General features: G+C 50.7%; 18 protein-coding genes. 10 read left to right on the top strand and 8 right to left on the bottom strand.

Annotated features, from left to right (window positions below):
* The first annotated feature begins 35 nt into the window (after nucleotides 1-35).
* On the top strand, nucleotides 36-1502 hold the full coding sequence (locus tag OGY06_RS03755) for a mannitol dehydrogenase family protein (protein ID WP_286604728.1): 1467 nt from the start codon (nucleotides 36-38) through the stop codon (nucleotides 1500-1502).
* A 74-nt stretch (nucleotides 1503-1576) separates the two neighbouring features.
* Here the strand turns inward: OGY06_RS03755 and ydfZ are convergent, their stop codons facing one another.
* The 3 genes from ydfZ to ydfG all read right to left on the bottom strand — a co-directional run bounded on the left by ydfZ (nucleotide 1577) and on the right by ydfG (nucleotide 3491).
* The gene (gene ydfZ / locus OGY06_RS03750; RefSeq protein ID WP_003032393.1) at nucleotides 1577-1780 is read right to left on the bottom strand and encodes a putative selenium delivery protein YdfZ; all 204 of its coding nucleotides are present in this window, start codon (nucleotides 1778-1780) and stop codon (nucleotides 1577-1579) included.
* Nucleotides 1781-1971: 191 nt separating this feature from the next.
* Nucleotides 1972-2658 (bottom strand): GntR family transcriptional regulator, encoded by a 687-nt coding sequence (locus OGY06_RS03745; RefSeq protein ID WP_003032396.1) that lies wholly within the window; start codon nucleotides 2656-2658, stop codon nucleotides 1972-1974.
* Nucleotides 2659-2744: 86 nt separating this feature from the next.
* A complete protein-coding gene (ydfG, locus tag OGY06_RS03740; protein WP_003832919.1) occupies nucleotides 2745-3491 on the bottom strand; it encodes a bifunctional NADP-dependent 3-hydroxy acid dehydrogenase/3-hydroxypropionate dehydrogenase YdfG in 747 nt (248 codons plus the stop codon).
* 137 nt (nucleotides 3492-3628) lie between these two features.
* Between ydfG and dcp the strand changes: the two genes are divergently transcribed.
* Complete coding sequence (gene dcp, locus OGY06_RS03735; protein WP_286604725.1) at nucleotides 3629-5674, top strand: peptidyl-dipeptidase Dcp; 2046 nt, start codon at nucleotides 3629-3631, stop codon at nucleotides 5672-5674.
* 531 nt (nucleotides 5675-6205) lie between these two features.
* Nucleotides 6206-7132 (top strand): diguanylate cyclase, encoded by a 927-nt coding sequence (locus tag OGY06_RS03730; protein WP_003832923.1) that lies wholly within the window; start codon nucleotides 6206-6208, stop codon nucleotides 7130-7132.
* A gap of 284 nt (nucleotides 7133-7416) precedes the next feature.
* Here OGY06_RS03730 and mgtS read toward each other — a convergent pair whose 3' ends face one another.
* Nucleotides 7417-7512, bottom strand: a complete 96-nt coding sequence (gene mgtS, locus OGY06_RS03725) for a protein MgtS (protein WP_003032406.1) — start codon at nucleotides 7510-7512, stop codon at nucleotides 7417-7419.
* Between the two features lie 486 nt (nucleotides 7513-7998).
* On the opposite strand from mgtS, the gene urtA reads away from it, so the two are divergent.
* From urtA to urtE, 5 genes are read left to right on the top strand one after another with little or no spacing between them, the layout of a single operon-like run.
* Complete coding sequence (urtA, locus tag OGY06_RS03720; RefSeq protein ID WP_286604723.1) at nucleotides 7999-9270, top strand: urea ABC transporter substrate-binding protein; 1272 nt, start codon at nucleotides 7999-8001, stop codon at nucleotides 9268-9270.
* A 43-nt stretch (nucleotides 9271-9313) separates the two neighbouring features.
* Nucleotides 9314-10888 carry an urea ABC transporter permease subunit UrtB gene (gene urtB, locus OGY06_RS03715; protein WP_206159532.1) on the top strand — a complete coding sequence of 525 codons (1575 nt, stop codon included), beginning with the start codon at nucleotides 9314-9316 and terminating at the stop codon, nucleotides 10886-10888.
* Entirely contained in the window at nucleotides 10888-11961 is a 1074-nt protein-coding gene (gene urtC, locus OGY06_RS03710) for an urea ABC transporter permease subunit UrtC (RefSeq protein ID WP_003832929.1), read from the top strand. The genes urtB and urtC overlap by 1 nt, the downstream gene beginning before the upstream one ends.
* Nucleotides 11961-12758 carry an urea ABC transporter ATP-binding protein UrtD gene (urtD, locus tag OGY06_RS03705; protein WP_200920435.1) on the top strand — a complete coding sequence of 266 codons (798 nt, stop codon included), beginning with the start codon at nucleotides 11961-11963 and terminating at the stop codon, nucleotides 12756-12758. Before urtC ends, urtD begins: the two co-directional genes overlap by 1 nt.
* A 9-nt stretch (nucleotides 12759-12767) precedes the next feature.
* Nucleotides 12768-13466 (top strand): urea ABC transporter ATP-binding subunit UrtE, encoded by a 699-nt coding sequence (gene urtE / locus OGY06_RS03700; RefSeq protein ID WP_003832931.1) that lies wholly within the window; start codon nucleotides 12768-12770, stop codon nucleotides 13464-13466.
* Between the two features lie 40 nt (nucleotides 13467-13506).
* On the opposite strand, the gene ydeE is transcribed toward urtE, so the two are convergent.
* Nucleotides 13507-14694 carry an efflux MFS transporter YdeE gene (ydeE, locus tag OGY06_RS03695; RefSeq protein WP_003832932.1) on the bottom strand — a complete coding sequence of 396 codons (1188 nt, stop codon included), beginning with the start codon at nucleotides 14692-14694 and terminating at the stop codon, nucleotides 13507-13509.
* Nucleotides 14695-14892: 198 nt separating this feature from the next.
* Here ydeE and eamA point away from each other — a divergent pair, with 198 nt between their 5' ends.
* Nucleotides 14893-15792 carry an O-acetylserine/cysteine exporter gene (gene eamA / locus OGY06_RS03690; protein WP_126957165.1) on the top strand — a complete coding sequence of 300 codons (900 nt, stop codon included), beginning with the start codon at nucleotides 14893-14895 and terminating at the stop codon, nucleotides 15790-15792.
* Between the two features lie 30 nt (nucleotides 15793-15822).
* On the opposite strand, the gene marB is transcribed toward eamA, so the two are convergent.
* The 3 genes from marB to marR are packed head-to-tail and all read right to left on the bottom strand — an operon-like array spanning nucleotide 15823 to nucleotide 16908.
* Nucleotides 15823-16041 carry a multiple antibiotic resistance protein MarB gene (gene marB, locus OGY06_RS03685; RefSeq protein WP_003832934.1) on the bottom strand — a complete coding sequence of 73 codons (219 nt, stop codon included), beginning with the start codon at nucleotides 16039-16041 and terminating at the stop codon, nucleotides 15823-15825.
* 30 nt (nucleotides 16042-16071) lie between these two features.
* On the bottom strand, nucleotides 16072-16455 hold the full coding sequence (gene marA / locus OGY06_RS03680) for an MDR efflux pump AcrAB transcriptional activator MarA (RefSeq protein ID WP_003032424.1): 384 nt from the start codon (nucleotides 16453-16455) through the stop codon (nucleotides 16072-16074).
* A gap of 18 nt (nucleotides 16456-16473) precedes the next feature.
* A complete protein-coding gene (gene marR, locus OGY06_RS03675) occupies nucleotides 16474-16908 on the bottom strand; it encodes a multiple antibiotic resistance transcriptional regulator MarR (RefSeq protein ID WP_003832935.1) in 435 nt (144 codons plus the stop codon).
* Between the two features lie 257 nt (nucleotides 16909-17165).
* Here marR and OGY06_RS03670 point away from each other — a divergent pair, with 257 nt between their 5' ends.
* Nucleotides 17166-17831 (top strand): MarC family NAAT transporter, encoded by a 666-nt coding sequence (locus OGY06_RS03670; RefSeq protein ID WP_063941584.1) that lies wholly within the window; start codon nucleotides 17166-17168, stop codon nucleotides 17829-17831.
* Nucleotides 17832-17834 lie beyond the last annotated feature (3 nt).

Below are 17834 nucleotides of genomic sequence, written 5' to 3'. Positions count from 1 at the left end.
AACAGTCCTGATTTCATTTATAAGTAGGCCATACCATGCAAAACAAGCTCTTAGCGGCTAAGGCTGCACTTCCTGACTACGATCGTACAAAACTGGTTCCGCGTATTGTTCATCTGGGGTTTGGCGCGTTTCACCGCGCACATCAGGGTGTTTACGCTGACATTCTGGCCGCCGATCACGGCAGTGACTGGGGTTACTGCGAAGTGAACCTGATTGGCGGCGAGCAGCAGATTTTCGATCTGAAACAGCAAGATAATCTGTATACCGTTGCAGAGATGTCTGCTGATGCCTGGACTGCGAGAGTCGTGGGCGTGGTGAAAAATGCATTGCATGCGCAGGTTGATGGTCTGGAAAGCGTACTGGCAGCGATGTGTGAACCGCAGGTCGCGATCGTTTCCCTGACCATCACCGAGAAAGGATACTGCCATTCTCCGGCGACCGGCCAAGTGATGTTAGACAATCCAATGATTGCAGCCGATCTGCAAAACCCCAAACAGCCTAAAACTGCGCCGGGCGTGGTGGTTGAAGCCCTGGCTCGTCGCAAAGCTGCGGGTTTAGCCGCCTTTACCGTGATGTCCTGCGATAACATGCCAGAAAACGGTCATGTGATGCGCAATGTTGTCACTGCATATGCCCGAGCGGTGGATATGGAACTGGCCGCGTGGATCGAACAACATGTGACATTCCCATCAACCATGGTTGACCGCATTGTCCCGGCGGTTACGCAGGAGACGCTGGACAAAATTGAACATATCACCGGTGTACGCGACCCGGCAGGCGTGGCATGCGAACCGTTCCGCCAGTGGGTAATTGAAGATAACTTTGTTGCCGGCCGTCCTGAATGGGAAAAGGCCGGGGCGGAACTGGTGGCTGATGTCATTCCGTTTGAAGAGATGAAACTGCGTATGCTCAACGGCAGCCACTCTTTCCTTGCGTATCTTGGGTATCTGGCGGGATATCAACATATTAACAATTGCATGGGTGATGAAAACTATCGTCTTGCTGCACGTGCGCTGATGTTGCAGGAACAAGCACCTACGCTGAAAGTAAAAGGTGTTGACCTACAGCGCTACGCCGATCTGTTAATTGAACGCTACAGCAATCCGGCGCTGCGTCATCGTACCTGGCAGATCGCCATGGACGGTAGCCAAAAACTGCCGCAGCGTATGCTTGATTCCATTCGTTGGCACATTGTGCACGGTAGTGACTTTGCGCTGCTGGCACTGGGTGTCGCTGGCTGGATGCGTTACGTCGGTGGTGTGGATGAACAGGGCCAGGCGATTGAAATTAGCGATCCATTGTTGCCGGTGATCCAGAATGCCGTGCGTAGCAGTAACGAGGGCGAAGAGCGCGTTCAGGCGCTGCTGTCAATTGATGCTATTTTTGGTCGTGAACTGCCACAGGTTGAACTGTTCAATCGGCAGGTCACACAAGCGTATCTTACTTTACTGGCTGAAGGGGCGAAGGCGACGGTTGCGAAGTATGCAGCAAAACTGAAGTAACGAAGATTATGCTTTATGTCGCCATCTGGCTTGCAACGGCCAGATGGCGCTGTGTTTTCTGGCATTCACACCAATTAGTTCATGCCTAAACGAATCAGCTCGAGGGGGGCGTATTTGCCTTCACATCCTTCGATTTCCACTGTTTTCCCGCGGCGAATCTGCTCAGCGGTCAGGCCATCGGTATCTATCGCTGTAATGCGGCCTGTGAGTCCGGTGTCGCTGATCATGACGCGGCTGCCAGTGGTGATTGCGTTACGGTTACGATCGTATGTTTTCATGGTGTTTTCTCCTTTCCAACTTACCGTCAAAGCCCGTGGGCTTTTAGTCCCACGTAACGGGCGCAATATAAATACGCTTCTCGTTAATGATTTTTTTTGTTTTCGATCAAAATCACAGCTTTTTTTATGCAGTTATGCGGGAGAGGGGAAAACGCAGGAGAAACTCACCCCGGAGTGAGGTGAGCGTAGAATTAATCTTCGCTGAACCAGTCGCTATTTTCCTGACGAATAAGCTGAACGGACTCACCAATTTCCTGAAGATGGAGCATCATTGCGCGCTCGACCGCATCGCCATCATGCTTCTCAAGGGCGGCAAAGATATCGTGATGCTGGCGTAGCAGCATTTCAGGCGGGGAAATATGATCCAGGCTCATATAACGAACGCGGTCAATTGTAGCCTTTATATTCTCAACGGTATCCCAGGCGAGTTGGCACTCGGCGATTAAAGCCAGTTTCTGATGAAACTCATCATCAAGCTGGAAGAAATCATTAATCTGTTTTCGGTCAATTGCGATGCGCTGCTGATGCAAATTCTGTTCAAGCTGATAGCACTGTTGATCGTTGATCAGCGATGCGGCGCGGCGTACCACGGCACATTCAATTGCCTGGCGAACAAAACAGCCGTTTTGCACCTGCGACAGCGAAATTTTATTCACGTAGCTGCCACGCTGCGGGCGGATCTGAATCAGACCGTTCTCAGCCAGTTTGATGAATGCTTCTCGTACCGGCTGGCGTGACACATTAAATCGTACAGAAACCTCTTTCTCCGACAGCGGTGTACCGGGTGCAATCAGACAATGCACGATATCACGGCGAAGAATACGGTAAATCTGTTGATTTACTGGTTGTGTAGGGTTGAGCTGCGTTTCTACGGTCATTCATTCTTACTTTTTAGAGAGTTAACCCGGATATTTTATCACTTCTTTCAGGCTATCTATACCCGGCACAAGGCCGGGCAGAGAAATTAGCTCCGGTGGATACTCAGCCCGGCAAAAGACTGTGTGACAGGCATCATTTCAAGGGTGTTGATATTGACATGAGCCGGTAAAGAAGCCACCCACCATACCGCTTCTGTAACATCTTGCGGAGTCAGCGCCGTGGTATTTTCGTAGGCTTTTTCAGCTTTGGCGTCATCACCTTTAAAACGGACATTAGAGAACTCCGTACCGCCAACCAGACCCGGCTCGATGTCGGTAACGCGAATTGCAGTGCCGTGTAAATCAGTACGTAAATTCAGGCTAAACTGGCGAACAAACGCTTTAGTCGCACCATAGACGTTACCGCCAGCGTATGGCCAACTGCCCGCGGTAGAACCGATATTGATAATATGACCGCGGTTGCGTTCAACCATACCAGGCAGAACGGCACGGGTCATATAAACCAGCCCCTTGTTGTTGGTGTCGATCATATTCTCCCAGTCTTCAATGCTGGCCTTGTGAGCAGGCTCAAGGCCCAGCGCCAGACCTGCGTTGTTGACCAGAACATCAATATTGCGCCATTCTGCGGGTAAGGCGTCCATCATCTCTTCAATCGATGCACGATTACGTACGTCCAGTTGCGCGGTATAGAGGCGGTCACCCAGCTCATCTTTGAGCTCTTGCAGGCGCTCCTGGCGGCGTCCGGTGGCAATAACTTTATGCCCATTCTCAATAAAACGACGCGTAATGCACTCACCAAAACCTGCGGTTGCTCCGGTTACTAAAACGATCATCTCACTGTTCCTCAACGCTTTTTATGTAGTACTACCATAGCACGTCATTTCCGTTCAGAGCTATTCCTGCGTAACGCGATTGCGGTTGATTCCCGGGAAGTCTACTCTGGTAAACAAATCGTTTTCAGGAGTGGAAGATGTCGTTAACGAATCCCTTTTTACACCACAGCACATTGCCGTATCAGGCCCCGCAGTTTGATCAGATAGAGGTGCAGCACTATCGCCCAGCGTTCGATGAAGGCGTGCGGCAAAAACGTGCAGAGATCGAGGCGATTGTGCAAAACCCGCAGGCCCCTGATTTTGCCAATACGTTGCTGGCGCTTGAACAAAGTGGCACGCTGCTCACACGCGTAACCAGCATTTTCTTCGCGATGACGGCGGCACACACCAACGATGAACTACAGCGCCTTGACGAAGAATTTTCCGCGGAACTGGCGAGCCTTGCCAATGATATTTATCTCAATGACGCGCTTTTTTCGCGCGTTGAAGCGGTCTGGCAACAGCGAGGTTCACTGGGGCTGGATAGCGAATCATCACGCTTGCTGGAGGTCATCCACCAGCGTTTTGTATTAGCCGGCGCGCGTCTGAATGAGGTCGATAAAGCAAACCTTAAAGCGCTCAATACAGAGTCCGCCACGTTGACCAGCCAGTTTAATCAACGGCTGCTGGCGGCGAACAAGTCCGGTGCTCTGGTGGTGGATGATGCACGTTACCTGGACGGACTTAGCGCAGAGGAAATTGCTGTTGCCGCCGAAGCTGCAAAGGAGAAAGGGCTTGAAGCGCGTTGGGTTATCCCGCTATTGAATACGACTCAGCAACCGGCACTTGCGGCGTTACGCGATCGCCAGACCCGTGAGAATCTGTTCAACCGAGCATGGACGAGAGCAGAAAACAATGACGCTAACGATACTCGGGCGATTATTCAGCGACTGGTCGAGATCCGAATGCAGCAGGCGAAACTACTCGGTTTTGCCAATTACGCTGCATGGAAAATTGCCGATCAGATGGCAAAAACACCGGAGGCGGCACTGAATTTCATGCGGGCGATTGTTCCCGCTGCGCGAGCCAGGGCATTGGATGAACAGGCCGAAATCCAGAATGTTATCAATCACGAACAGGGGCAATTTAACGTCGAGGCCTGGGACTGGGCATTTTATGCCGAGCAGGTTCGTCGTGAGAAATATGCTCTTGATGAGGCGCAGCTCAAACCTTACTTTGCCCTTGATACGGTGCTGAACGAGGGCGTTTTCTGGACAGCTAATCAACTCTTTGGCATAAAATTTATAGAACGGTTCGACATTCCTGTTTATCACCCGGATGTTCGGGTATGGGAAATATTCGATCACGATGGCGTAGGGCTGGCGTTATTTTACGGCGATTTCTTTGCCCGGGAATCGAAAAGCGGTGGTGCCTGGATGGGCAATTTTGTTGAGCAATCGCAACTCAATGAAACCCGGCCGGTTATTTATAACGTGTGTAATTATCAAAAACCGGCAAAGGGTCAGCCTGCATTGTTATTGTGGGATGATGTTATTACGTTATTTCATGAGTTTGGGCACACGTTGCACGGCCTGTTTGCCACTCAGCGTTATGCCACACTTTCAGGAACCAATACTCCGCGGGATTTTGTTGAGTTTCCTTCGCAGATCAACGAACACTGGGCGAGTCATCCGCAGGTCTTTGCTCGTTTTGCTCGTCATGTTGATACCGGGGAGCAAATGCCGCAGGCGTTGCGGGATAAGATGCAGCGGGCCAGCCTGTTTAACAAAGGTTACGACATGACCGAACTGCTCAGTGCCGCATTGCTGGATATGCGTTGGCACAGTCTGGAAAATAGCGCGTTATCTCTTTCGGTTGATCAATTTGAACAGCAGGCGCTGGCAGCAGAAGGTTTGGAACTCAAGGCTGTGCCGCCTCGTTATCGTAGCAGCTATTTTGCCCATATCTTCGGCGGCGGTTATGCCGCAGGTTATTACGCCTATTTGTGGACGCAAATGCTGGCCGATGATGGCTATCAGTGGTTTGTAGAGCAGGGCGGATTAACTCGTGAAAACGGGCAAAAGTTCCGTGAAGCTATTTTGTCCCGCGGTAACAGTACTGATTTAGCTGAACTCTATCACCAGTGGAGCGGGCGCGATCCCCGAATGGAGCCGATGCTGGAACATCGTGGTTTGAGCGCGTAAGGTTTGTTCAGAGGGGGAAAGTCCTCAATTCAGCTTAGCTAAACATAATGACGCCGATAAATTCATCATTGTGCTGAAAAGGGAATTACGCTGTAGGCCGGATAAGCGAAGCGCCATCCGGCTGCTTGTAACAGATTGCCGGATGGCGGCGTAAATGCCTTATCCGGCCTACTGCTCACTATCGTTTCGTGCATTCCCAACCGGGTGTAACGCCCGGTTTTTATATTACCTAAGAAATAACCTTGCAATTTAGGTCTCTAATCGGAAAAAGATAGCTATAAAAAGCTTAAAGCATACACATCAGCTTTCTTAGCGGTTTTTATCTATCCGCGAAAATAAAAGGCTCAATGGCCGTGTTCAATTTGAGTCTGGTATGAACTGAGTGATGTACGCTATGCCGCGACCAGTGGCATAGCGCAATGCTATTGTTAATCGCGGCTTATTAATTACTATTAAAAAATTTACATAAATTTTCTTTTTTATCGTTAAGATAATTCCATCAGAAACGCTCGAACAGGGAGAGAGAACGTGATGATGAGAAATACGAAGGAAATAGATACAATTTTGATTGAGTTGAACAAGTCCATTGATGCCCACTACAAATGGCTGGTAAAGATGTTCCGCTGCGTGGTGTCTTCAGATGTAACACAGCCTGATATTATGGGTGAAAACTCGCATTTTGTTTGTCGATTTGGACTGTGGCTTAATAATCAATCGCGGTACAATGAGGATGATTGTAGTTACGTGAGCAAGATAAGTGCCACTCACGAAAAGATGCATTTATTAGGCAAGGAGTTGCTATTGGCTATAGTGGAGAAACGTAGCCATTCATGGCATTTCGACAGTTTCCAGGACGCGCTTCTGGCATTTACCTCATCTGTAATGGACTACAAAATATATTTATTGAGTATCCGCAGTAATATCGATGTATTAACAGGTTTACCTGGCAGAAGAATGCTCGATGAGTCTTTTGATCGGCAGTTGCTCGACGCCGAACCGCTTAATCTCTATATATTGTTGTTGGATATCGATCGTTTTAAATACGTTAACGATACATACGGTCATCTGGTCGGTGACGTGGTATTGCGCGCTCTGGCATCAAATTTATTGTCATGGACGCGATATGATGAGGCGGCGTACCGCTACGGTGGAGAAGAGTTCATTATCATCATCAGAACAAAAACGGACGAGCAGGCATGCCTGGCGGGTTTGCGACTTTGTCGTCTGATTGGTCAGAAAAAAATTCCCTACGCTGATGGAGAGATCGGTATCACGGTGACGGCAGGCATAACCCGGGTTCAACAGGGTGAAACGCTGGATACCGCGCTTGGTCGGGCCGACAGGGCGATGTATCAGGGGAAACAGACTGGCAGGAATCGCTGCATGTTTATGGATGAAAATGAGCGGATCGCGTTGGTGGACACCAATGACGGAACCTCGTATCCCCTCAGTGCGTGAGTTTTCGAAAAACGTTTTGAGGTAGTTGCGTTTCGTTTAACTTTCATTGGGGTTGTCGATGATAGGTTAGCTGACTATCCGTTATCTTCGCAGGGAATTGCCAGATAGCGTATAAAAGCAAAACACAAATCTATCCATGCAAGCATTTACCGCTGGTATATCCGGCGGTTTTTTTTATCTGTAAATCAGGATAAAGGCACAGCGAGCGCGATTCAGGTAAAAAAATGGCCCCTTGTGCAGCTACGCAACAAGGGGCCGGGTCGGTGCAGGACTATCTCCGTTCATCAATCATCCCATCTGTGGCTAAAATACGCGGCCAGAAAACCGGAAAATAAAATAATTCCCAGAACAGCCATAAAAATATTCATATTACCCAGCATAGTAAATGCTCCTTTATCTGTGAGTTTCCTCTCTTACCTTAAGTTCACCTCGCTTATGACTATAGTAGCAATTCAATCTTAAACAAAGGCTGAACTGTGTGATTATTTCGACTGAAAAGTAAATTTTTGACATGATCACGTCGAATAAAATAAATAATAGTGACGAGACACATTTATCTGCGCACAAATAACCTTGTTTTTAAACCCTGAGACGCTGTTATGACGGTGTGATGCTGACACAGATTGTTGCACGTTTATAATGCAGAGTTGTCTCATGGTGGTTCATTTTTTCGTGTGATTAATCCTTTTGGCGGGAAAATGTAATACTGATTTTTGTGCGCGGGATGCTAATTTATTGATTTTATATGAGGTTTTAATATCTGGCATCGTTTTTGCCTTATCACTTCTGAACACCCTTAATTTGCACCGTTTTGTCTGCCCGGCTGCACCGGAGCTTTCAGCAAGTCTAATTTCAGGAGTGAAACTATGCAGCGTCGTACATTTTTAAAAGCTTTTGCACTTTCTGCCTCTGTTGTTGCAATGGGCGTGAGTTTTAGCGTTCAGGCAGCCGACACCATTAAGGTTGGCATCATGCATTCGTTATCCGGCACGATGGCCATATCCGAAACGCCGCTAAAAGATGTGGCGTTGATGACCATCGATGAAATAAATGCTCAGGGCGGTGTGTTGGGTAAAAAGCTGGAACCGGTGGTGGTTGACCCGGCCTCGAACTGGCCGTTATTTGCTGAAAAAGCAAGACAACTGCTGAGTCAGGACAAGGTGGCGGCAGTTTTCGGCTGCTGGACATCGGTTTCGCGTAAATCAGTTTTACCGGTATTTGAAGAGTTGAATGGTCTGCTGTTTTACCCGGTGCAATATGAAGGTGAGGAGATGTCGCCTAACGTCTTCTATACCGGCGCAGCCCCCAACCAGCAGGCGATCCCTGCGGTTGAGTATCTGATGAGTGAGGATGGCGGTAGCGCGAAACGCTTCTTCCTGCTGGGCACGGATTATGTTTATCCGCGCACGACCAACAAAATTTTACGCGCCTTTTTGCACTCAAAAGGGGTCGCCGATAAAGACATCGAAGAGGTGTACACCCCATTCGGACATAGCGATTACCAGACCATTGTCTCCAGTATTAAAAAATTCGCCGCAGGGGGAAAAACGGCGGTGGTATCAACCATCAATGGGGATTCTAACGTACCGTTCTATAAAGAGTTAGCGAATCAGGGGCTGAAAGCCACCGATGTGCCGATGGTGGCTTTTTCCGTGGGTGAGGAGGAGCTACGCGGTATTGATACCAAACCGCTGGTGGGCAACCTTGCTGCCTGGAACTACTTTGAGTCTGTCGATAATGCGGCCAACAAGAAGTTTGTCGCGGATTACCGGGCGTATGCCAAAGCGCACAAATTACCGAATGCTGATTCGGTAGTGACGAACGACCCAATGGAAGCCACATATGTTGGCCTGCACATGTGGGCGCAGGCGGTAGAAAAAGCCGGAACTACCGATGTGGATAAAGTTCGTGCTGCTATGGCGGGGCAATCCTTCGCTGCACCATCAGGTTTTACCCTGACCATGGATGCGACCAACCATCATCTGCATAAACCCGTCATGATTGGCGAGATTGAAGGCAACGGCCAGTTTAACGTGGTGTGGCAAACCGATGAGCCGGTCCGCGCCCAGCCGTGGAGTCCGTACATCGCTGGTAATGATAAAAAATCTGAACAGCCTGTGAAAACCGCCAGCAACTGATCTAACGCCCTCCTGCGGGAGGGTAATGCTTTGGAGAACGCTCATGAAAGCTATGCGCTTGATTCGTGGTGTGTTGTTGCTGATGTGGTTTTTGCCGTGGATAGCCCAGGCCGCAGATGCTGATTCCTTTACCGCCGCCAACCGTGCTCAGCAGGCCGCCTTGCTTGAACAATGGGCGGTGAATCCCGACGTTCAGCGCATCCCGCTGCTCAGCGCGCTGCGAGATGAGAACCTGCTGACCGATAACACGAAAAATGCCTTCATCATGAACGGCTCGCACGTACAGCCGTTAGGAACAGCGACAGCCCCAAACGGCGAGCTAAAAAAAACTCGCCTGACTAACCGCCTGCGTAATTTGGTAGCCGGAGCGTTGGCTGTCCATCAGCTTTTAAGTGACAGTGTCACGGTAAGGGGGGAGGCAGCTCGTACATTACAGCGTGAGGCGCAGCCGGGCATGCTGCCGTTTTTACAACAACGACTGGCTCAGGAGTCAGATGGTGATGTGAAATCCGCACTCGCTATTGCACTGGCAAATCTGCAACTGAGTAGCACCTCGCCGGAGGTCAGGCTTCAGGCAATCGAACTATTAGGGGCGTCAAATGATCCTGAAACTCAGGCGCGCCTGCAGCCATTCACCCGGGCTGAACATGAACCCGATGCCCGAGTGCGTGCTGCCGCTGACGAAAGTCTGAATTCCATCTCGCATCGCATGAAGGTTGGGGATCTTCTAGGGCAGGCTTTCATGGGACTGTCACTGGGTTCTATTTTGCTGCTGGCGGCATTGGGTCTGGCGATAACCTATGGATTGCTCGGCGTCATCAATATGGCGCATGGCGAGATGTTAATGCTCGGGGCGTACTGTACCTGGATGGTGCAACAGTTGATGGGGCAGTTTTTCCCGCACGGGTTAGCCTGGTATCCGGTTATTGCACTTCCGGTCGCCTTTTTGCTGACTGCGGCAGTAGGAATGCTGCTCGAGCGAGGGGTGATACGCCATTTATATGGCCGTCCGCTTGAAACGCTACTGGCGACCTGGGGGATCAGCCTGATGCTCATCCAACTGGTGCGAATGACTTTCGGCGCGCAAAACCTGGAAGTCGCCAATCCGGCATGGCTTTCCGGCGGTATTCAGGTTTATGCCAATCTGATATTGCCATGGAACCGAATAGTGGTGCTTGGCTTTGCCATGCTGGTGCTGTTCTTCACCTGGCTGCTGTTGAATAAAACGCGCCTCGGGCTGCGCGTGCGTGCCGTGACGCAAAATCGCAATATGGCGGCCTGCTGCGGCGTACCCACCGGACGAGTCGATATGCTGGCCTTTGGCCTTGGTTCAGGAATTGCCGGACTGGGAGGCGTGGCGCTCTCGCAACTAGGTAACGTAGGACCGGAGCTGGGGCAAAGCTACATTATCGATTCGTTTTTGGTGGTGGTACTGGGCGGCGTTGGACAGCTTGCCGGGAGCGTGGCTGCGGCATTTGGGCTGGGGATCTTCAATAAAATTCTGGAGCCTCAGGTGGGGGCGGTTCTCGGCAAAATCATGATCCTGGTGCTGATCATTCTGTTTATTCAGAAACGACCTCAGGGACTGTTCGCGCTGAAAGGGAGGGTTATTGACTGATGACGATGCCAATGACAATAACGCTGGCGCGTAAAGCGCCGCGTGCAACACGCGTGCTGGGTCTGGGCTTACTGCTGGCGTTGATTATTCTGCCGTTTCTTGCGCTGTTACCTGCGGAGCATCCGCTGGCCATATCGGTGTGGACGTTGACGCTGGCCGGGAAAATTCTCTGCTATGCCATTGTGGCCGTTGCGCTGGATCTGGTGTGGGGCTATGCCGGAATGCTCTCGCTGGGACACGGTATCTTTTTCGCGCTGGGGGGCTATGCGATGGGAATGTACCTGATGCGTCAGGCTTCCGGCGAAGGATTACCGGCCTTTATGTCATTCCTGTCGTGGAGCGAGCTGCCCTGGTTTTGGTGGGGGACGCAACATTTTCTCTGGGCGATGCTGCTGGTTGTTCTGGTGCCGGGCCTGCTGGCGCTGGTATTTGGTTGGTTTGCCTTCCGTTCAAAAATCAAAGGGGTCTATTTCTCCATCATGACCCAGGCCCTGACTTTCGCCGGAATGCTGCTGTTTTTCCGCAATGAAACCGGCTTTGGTGGAAATAACGGTTTTACCGGTTTTACCACCATTCTGGGGTTTCCGGTGACCGCGACGTCAACCAGGATCGCGCTGTTTCTGGCGACGGTTATGCTGCTGGTGCTGGCAATATGGCTGGGACTTGCGCTGGCCCGCAGTAAGTTTGGTCGTATTCTGACCGCCGTGCGTGATGCCGAGAACCGTCTGATGTTCTGTGGTTACGATCCGAAAGGTTTCAAGTTACTGGTGTGGACGCTTTCAGCTGTACTGTGCGGCCTGGCCGGGGCGCTTTATGTCCCGCAGGTAGGGATTATCAACCCCAGCGAAATGTCGCCGACCAACTCGATTGAAGCGGCGATTTGGGTTGCTCTGGGCGGACGTGGAACCCTGATCGGCCCGGTATTTGGCGCAGTACTGGTGAACGGTGCTAAAAGCCTGTTTACCGTCATTATGCCGGAATACTGGCAGCTGTTTCTTGGCCTGATCTTTATTGGCGTTACGCTTTTTTTACCTAGTGGTGTGATTGGCCTGTTTCGCAAAGGAGACAAATAATGCAGCCGGATGAAGGACTTTTTACACGCCAGATGCCGGGCGATCGGTTTCGCGAACAAACGGACCCGGTACTCCAACTGGAAAAAATTAACGTTAATTTCGACGGATTCCAGGCGTTAACGGATCTCTCGCTCAATATTGGCGTCGGGGAACTGCGCTGTATTATTGGCCCCAACGGCGCCGGGAAGACGACGTTAATGGATGTCATAACCGGTAAAACCAGACCGCAAAGTGGTCGTGCGATATACGACCAGTCGATCGATTTAACAACGCTGGATCCCATCGCCATCGCGCGTCAGGGGATTGGACGGAAATTTCAGAAGCCCACGGTATTTGAAGCATTAACGGTGGAGGAGAACCTGGAGCTGGCGCTGAAAAATGATAAATCTGTCTGGGGTTCTCTACGGGCACGACTCTCAGGCGAACAACGGGATCATATTGATGAAGTACTGGCGCTGTTGCGGCTGGGTAATGAGCGGACCCGCCGCGCCGGACTGCTTTCGCATGGGCAAAAACAGTTTCTCGAAATTGGCATGCTGCTGGTGCAGGAGCCGCATTTACTGCTACTGGATGAACCTGCGGCGGGGATGACGGATGCGGAAACGGAATACACGGCGGAGCTGTTTCGCCAGCTTGCCGGTAAGCACTCTCTGATGGTTGTTGAGCACGATATGGGATTTGTTGAAACCATTGCCGATCGCGTCACAGTATTACATCAGGGACGTGTCCTCGCTCAGGGGAGCCTTCGCGATGTGCAGGCCAACGAGCAGGTTATTGAAGTCTATCTCGGGCGTTAAGGAGTTCATATGCTGCAGGTGAAAGAACTGAATCAATATTATGGTGGCAGCCATATTCTGCGCGGGGTGAGCTTTGAAGCGCGTATCGGCGAGGTGACATGCCTGCTGGGGCGTAACGGCGTGGGGAAAACAACGCTACTAAAGTGTCTGATGGGGATTATTCCGGCCCGTAGCGGAAGCGTGCTCTGGCAGGATAAAAATGTCACTCACTGGAAGCCGCATCAGCGGGTCAGGGCCGGTGTGGCATATGTCCCACAGGGGCGTGATATTTTTCCGCGTTTGACGGTAGAAGAGAATCTGCTGCTCGGTCTTTCCCGTTTTTCAGCACCGGAGGCCCGGCATGTGCCAGATGATATTTACGCGCTCTTTCCGGTTTTACAGGAGATGAAGCATCGGCGAGGCGGAGATTTGTCCGGCGGGCAACAGCAGCAACTGGCGATTGGGCGAGCGCTGGCAAGTCGCCCACAGCTGTTGATCCTCGATGAGCCCACCGAAGGGATTCAGCCTTCGGTAATTAAAGAGATTAGTCAGGTTATTTCTCAACTGGCGCACCGGGGTGATATGGCCATTTTGCTGGTGGAGCAGTTCTATGATTTTGCGCAGCAGCTAGCCGACAAATACCTGCTGATGTCGCGGGGCAGCATTATTCAACGCGGCGACGGTAAAAATATGGAGGCCGAGGGCGTACGGGGACTGGTTGCTATCTGAGGTATGCGACAGAGCGGCTTCGGCTCTGTCGTTATACTCATCAGCAGACCGCCGTCTGCCCCCAGGGCTTGGCGCGCATGCCTTTTATCATTAGCGCCCAGGCAAGAACGATCGCCACTATCAGCGCTACAAACAGCGACCATGGCGGCAATGTGGTTAAAATGACGCCGCTGACTAATGGGTTAACCGCTGCGCCAAGCCAGCCCAACGACTGGGCGGAAAAATAGCTGGCTTTCATGCCTGCTGGCGCGATGTTGTCGATAAGCATATATTCGCCCGGCGCGTAAATGACTTCGCCGATAGTGAAAAAGGCAGCAGAAATTCCCCATAACAACAGACTGTTGCCGGAAAAGGCGAAACCGATCAGGCCAACGACAAAGAAGACTGTACCCATTGTCATTAACGGGCGGATATTCGTGGCGGTGAGCCTGCGGCCAAGTGCGTATTGCAGTGATACTACGATGGCGGCGTTCACGGGCAGGACCACCGCCACGACTTTCTCGGCAAAATCGCCATCGGCGACCACCATAACGTATTGCGAAATACAGGACGCAAAAGCACCGCCAACAAACGATGCCAGAAAGGCCGATAACGTAAACCAGAATAATGCCCGGTCGCGCAGGAGTACCGAAGGGGACCACACCGCGGCGTTTAAACCTTCTGATGGTGCTGTTGAACGTTTTACCCAGGTCTGGATAAACACCAGTGGCAATGCTGAACAGGCGGCAGCCAGCCAGAATGGCAGGTTAATGCTTTGCATCACCAGCAGCGTGCCCAGCGGTGGACCAACGGTCCAGCCAATATTCAGCACGGTATAGTTAAGCGAGAAAATTTTAGTCTTGTTGGTAGCAGACAGATTATCGGCAAACCAGGCCTTCAGCACCGTGGCGAAGACGGAGTAGGCACAGTTGATCAGAGCAAAGAGCAAAACCACGACCACCACGTTATGCACCAGTGGGATCGCAATAAAGCCGGACGCAAAGCCACAAATTGCCAGCAGCATAAAGCGTTTTTTTTCAAATTTATCGGCCAGGATGCCGAATCCAAGACTGAAAACGACGCCAATAGTCAGTGCTACTGTCATTGCATAACCGATCAGATCGACACCCAGGCCATACTGACGACTGAGGTAAATCGTCATGAATGGCAGAGTGGCGCCACGGCCAATTGTTAATAACAAAGATGACGCGAGTAACGCGAGAGTGGACCTTCTCAGAGAGATATTCATTTTCCTGCCCGACAATGCATGTTGTTATGTTTTTTTTAGATATAAGAAACAAATAGCATGCTAAAACTGTGATGTACACTCAATAAGTTGTCCGAAAATGCCTTGCGTGGCCTACCTGAAATAATGATCTGTTACGGCACAACGATTTCCGTTACTTTAACTTGTTTACAAAAATTTAATATTTGCAGGGGCGGTGGTATGTCGCGTAAAGACGGGTTATTGGCGTTACTGGTCGTTGTGGTTTGGGGACTGAACTTTGTGGTCATCAAAGTGGGGCTGCATAATATGCCCCCTTTAATGCTGGCAGGGCTGCGTTTTTTACTGGTGGCGTTCCCGGCAATACTCTTTGTTGCCAGGCCGAAAATCCCACTTTCGCTGTTGCTCGGCTATGGGCTGACCATCAGTTTTGGGCAGTTTGCGTTTCTCTTTAGCGCTATCAAATTCGGTATGCCTGCCGGGTTAGCTTCTCTGGTATTACAGGCTCAGGCGTTTTTCACCATCATTCTGGGGGCATTCGCCTTTGGCGAACGTCTGCAGGGTAAACAGCTGGTAGGCATTGCGCTGGCGGTATTTGGCGTGCTGGTGCTGATTGAGGCCAGTCTGAACGGGCAGCATGTTGGCATGCTCGGTTTTATGCTGACGTTGGCGGCGGCGCTAAGCTGGGCCTGCGGCAATATCTTTAACAAAAAAATCATGCAGCATACCTCGCGCCCGGCCGTTATGTCGTTGGTGGTATGGAGCGCGTTAATCCCTATTGCTCCGTTCTTCCTTGCTTCATTAATTCTCGATGGTCCAGCGCAAATTACCCAAAGTCTGGTGGCGATAGATATGACCACCATTCTGTCACTGGTTTATCTGGCGTTTGTGGCGACCATCGTGGGTTATGGTATCTGGGGTTCGTTACTCGGACGCTATGAGACCTGGCGTGTAGCGCCGCTGTCGCTGTTGGTGCCGGTCGTTGGACTGGCGAGTGCGGTTGTGCTGCTGGATGAAACGCTGACCGGATTGCAACTGCTCGGTGCGCTACTGATCATGGCTGGGTTGTATATCAATGTGTTTGGCTTTCGGTTGCGTAAGGTTGCGTCGGTGAGGGGCTAAAAAAAGCCCCGCAGTGGCGGGGCAATATAATTACAGGTTGCGCATATTGTAATAAGGCACACCTAATTCGTCGGACTTGTCGCTGCCTGCACCCATATGATTAAAATCGAACGGGGACTGATCGTGCGCAGGGGGCATAATCATCGCGTCGCGACTGTTCTGGGTGGCAGGTTGCGCGGTCTGTTCCGCCATGCTCTGGCCCGAAACAACAAACAGCAGGGCCAGCATTGCATAAGACAGAAGTTTCATGATTTCCTCGGTTACGTCGTTAACTGGCGTTTAGCAATTACATTGATTAAGTGGGAGCAAATAGCGTGATTCGCCGTGCATATTCGTCATACGGTATTTATGCGGCGGAACATCAAAATAGTTTTTGAATGTCCGGGTCAGCGTCTGCTGAGACTCAAAACCGTAACGCTCTGCCAGATAAAGAATAGGTTCGTTACTTTCTTTTAGTTTTTGCGCTATTTCAGTCATTTTACGGCTGCGAATGTATTGACCCAGTGAATGACCGGTTTCTTTTTTAAACATCCGTTGCAGGTGCCATTTGGAGTAACCTGAACGCTCTGACACTTTTTCCAGTGAGAGCGGCGATTCAAGGTTATTTTCGATCCAGTCCAAAATGCTATGAATAGTGATTGTGTCAGTATTGCGTCTGGACATCGTCATACCTCTTTCTGGTTACGGCAGGATTCTCTTAAGCAAGTGCTCAAGTGTGGCTACTTCATCCGCCGTTAAGTTTTTTGTTAGTTCCTGGTGCAGGTCTTGCCCTACTAATTGATGACACTGCTCGCAAATTGCTGCGCCATGCTCGGTGAGTTTCACCAGCACGCCACGCTTATCATGTGGATTCGGAAGCCTTTCTATCCAGCCTTTACAGGCCAGTCTGTCCAGCATCCGCGTCAGGGCGCCAAGGTCGACAGACAGCACTTTTTTCAATTCGACAGGGGTGATGCACACCGCGCAACGGATGGAGCAGAGCACCTTGAACTGCGATGCCGTGATATCCAACGGTGACAAATAGTCGTTTAACAAACGATCTTTTTTCTGATTAACCATATAGATCAAACGACCCAGTGGGATGATTTCGTTAAACAGATCACTGGTGTTTTTCACAATGATTGCCCTGGCAAGTAGTTAGTCACGGCTGATATTATTGCTTAGGCAAATATAAGTCAAACGAATGAATCCGCAAATGCCACGTTTTGCTAAATCATCAGACTCAATACCTGGAATGTGGAAATTTAACGATCTGATAATTATGGTTTATACGTGCGGATGAAAAATGAATCCTTACATCGCGAAAATGGCTTATCTTCTGGATTTCACCGTATACTTGCCGTTGACGATTAACGCACAGGAAAGATGACATTATGATGGACTTGTTTAAAGCAATAGGGCTGGGGCTGGTAGTCCTGTTACCGTTGGCAAACCCGTTAACCACCGTGGCGTTGTTCCTTGGCCTCGCGGGCAACATGAACAGCGCAGAGCGTAACCGTCAGTCACTCATGGCATCTGTTTACGTGTTTGCCATCATGATGGTGGCGTACTATGCCGGGCAACTGGTGATGAATACCTTCGGGATTTCGATTCCCGGACTCCGTATTGCGGGTGGGTTAATCGTTGCGTTTATCGGCTTCCGGATGCTGTTTCCGCAGCAGAAGGCACATGATTCTCCGGAAGCGAGAAGCAAGTCAGAAGAGCTGGAAGACGAGCCGACTGCCAATATCGCCTTTGTACCGCTGGCTATGCCAAGCACTGCCGGTCCGGGGACGATTGCGATGATCATCAGTTCCGCGTCAACCGTGCGCCATGGCTCCGAATTTCCGGACTGGGTGATCATGATCGCGCCGCCGATTATTTTTGCGGTTGTTGGGATTATCCTGTGGGGCTGTTTGCGCAGTTCCGGGGGGATCATGCGCCTGGTCGGCAAAGGTGGTATCGAAGCGATTTCTCGTCTGATGGGCTTCCTGCTGGTGTGTATGGGCGTGCAGTTTATTATTAACGGCGTGCTGGAAATTATTAAAACCTACGCTTAGAAC

The sequence above is a fragment of the Citrobacter sp. Cpo147 genome (assembly GCF_030332405.1).
Lineage (GTDB): Bacteria > Pseudomonadota > Gammaproteobacteria > Enterobacterales > Enterobacteriaceae > Citrobacter > Citrobacter portucalensis.
Note: the sequence above shows the minus strand (reverse complement) of the source record. Positions and strands in the feature narration are given on the sequence as shown.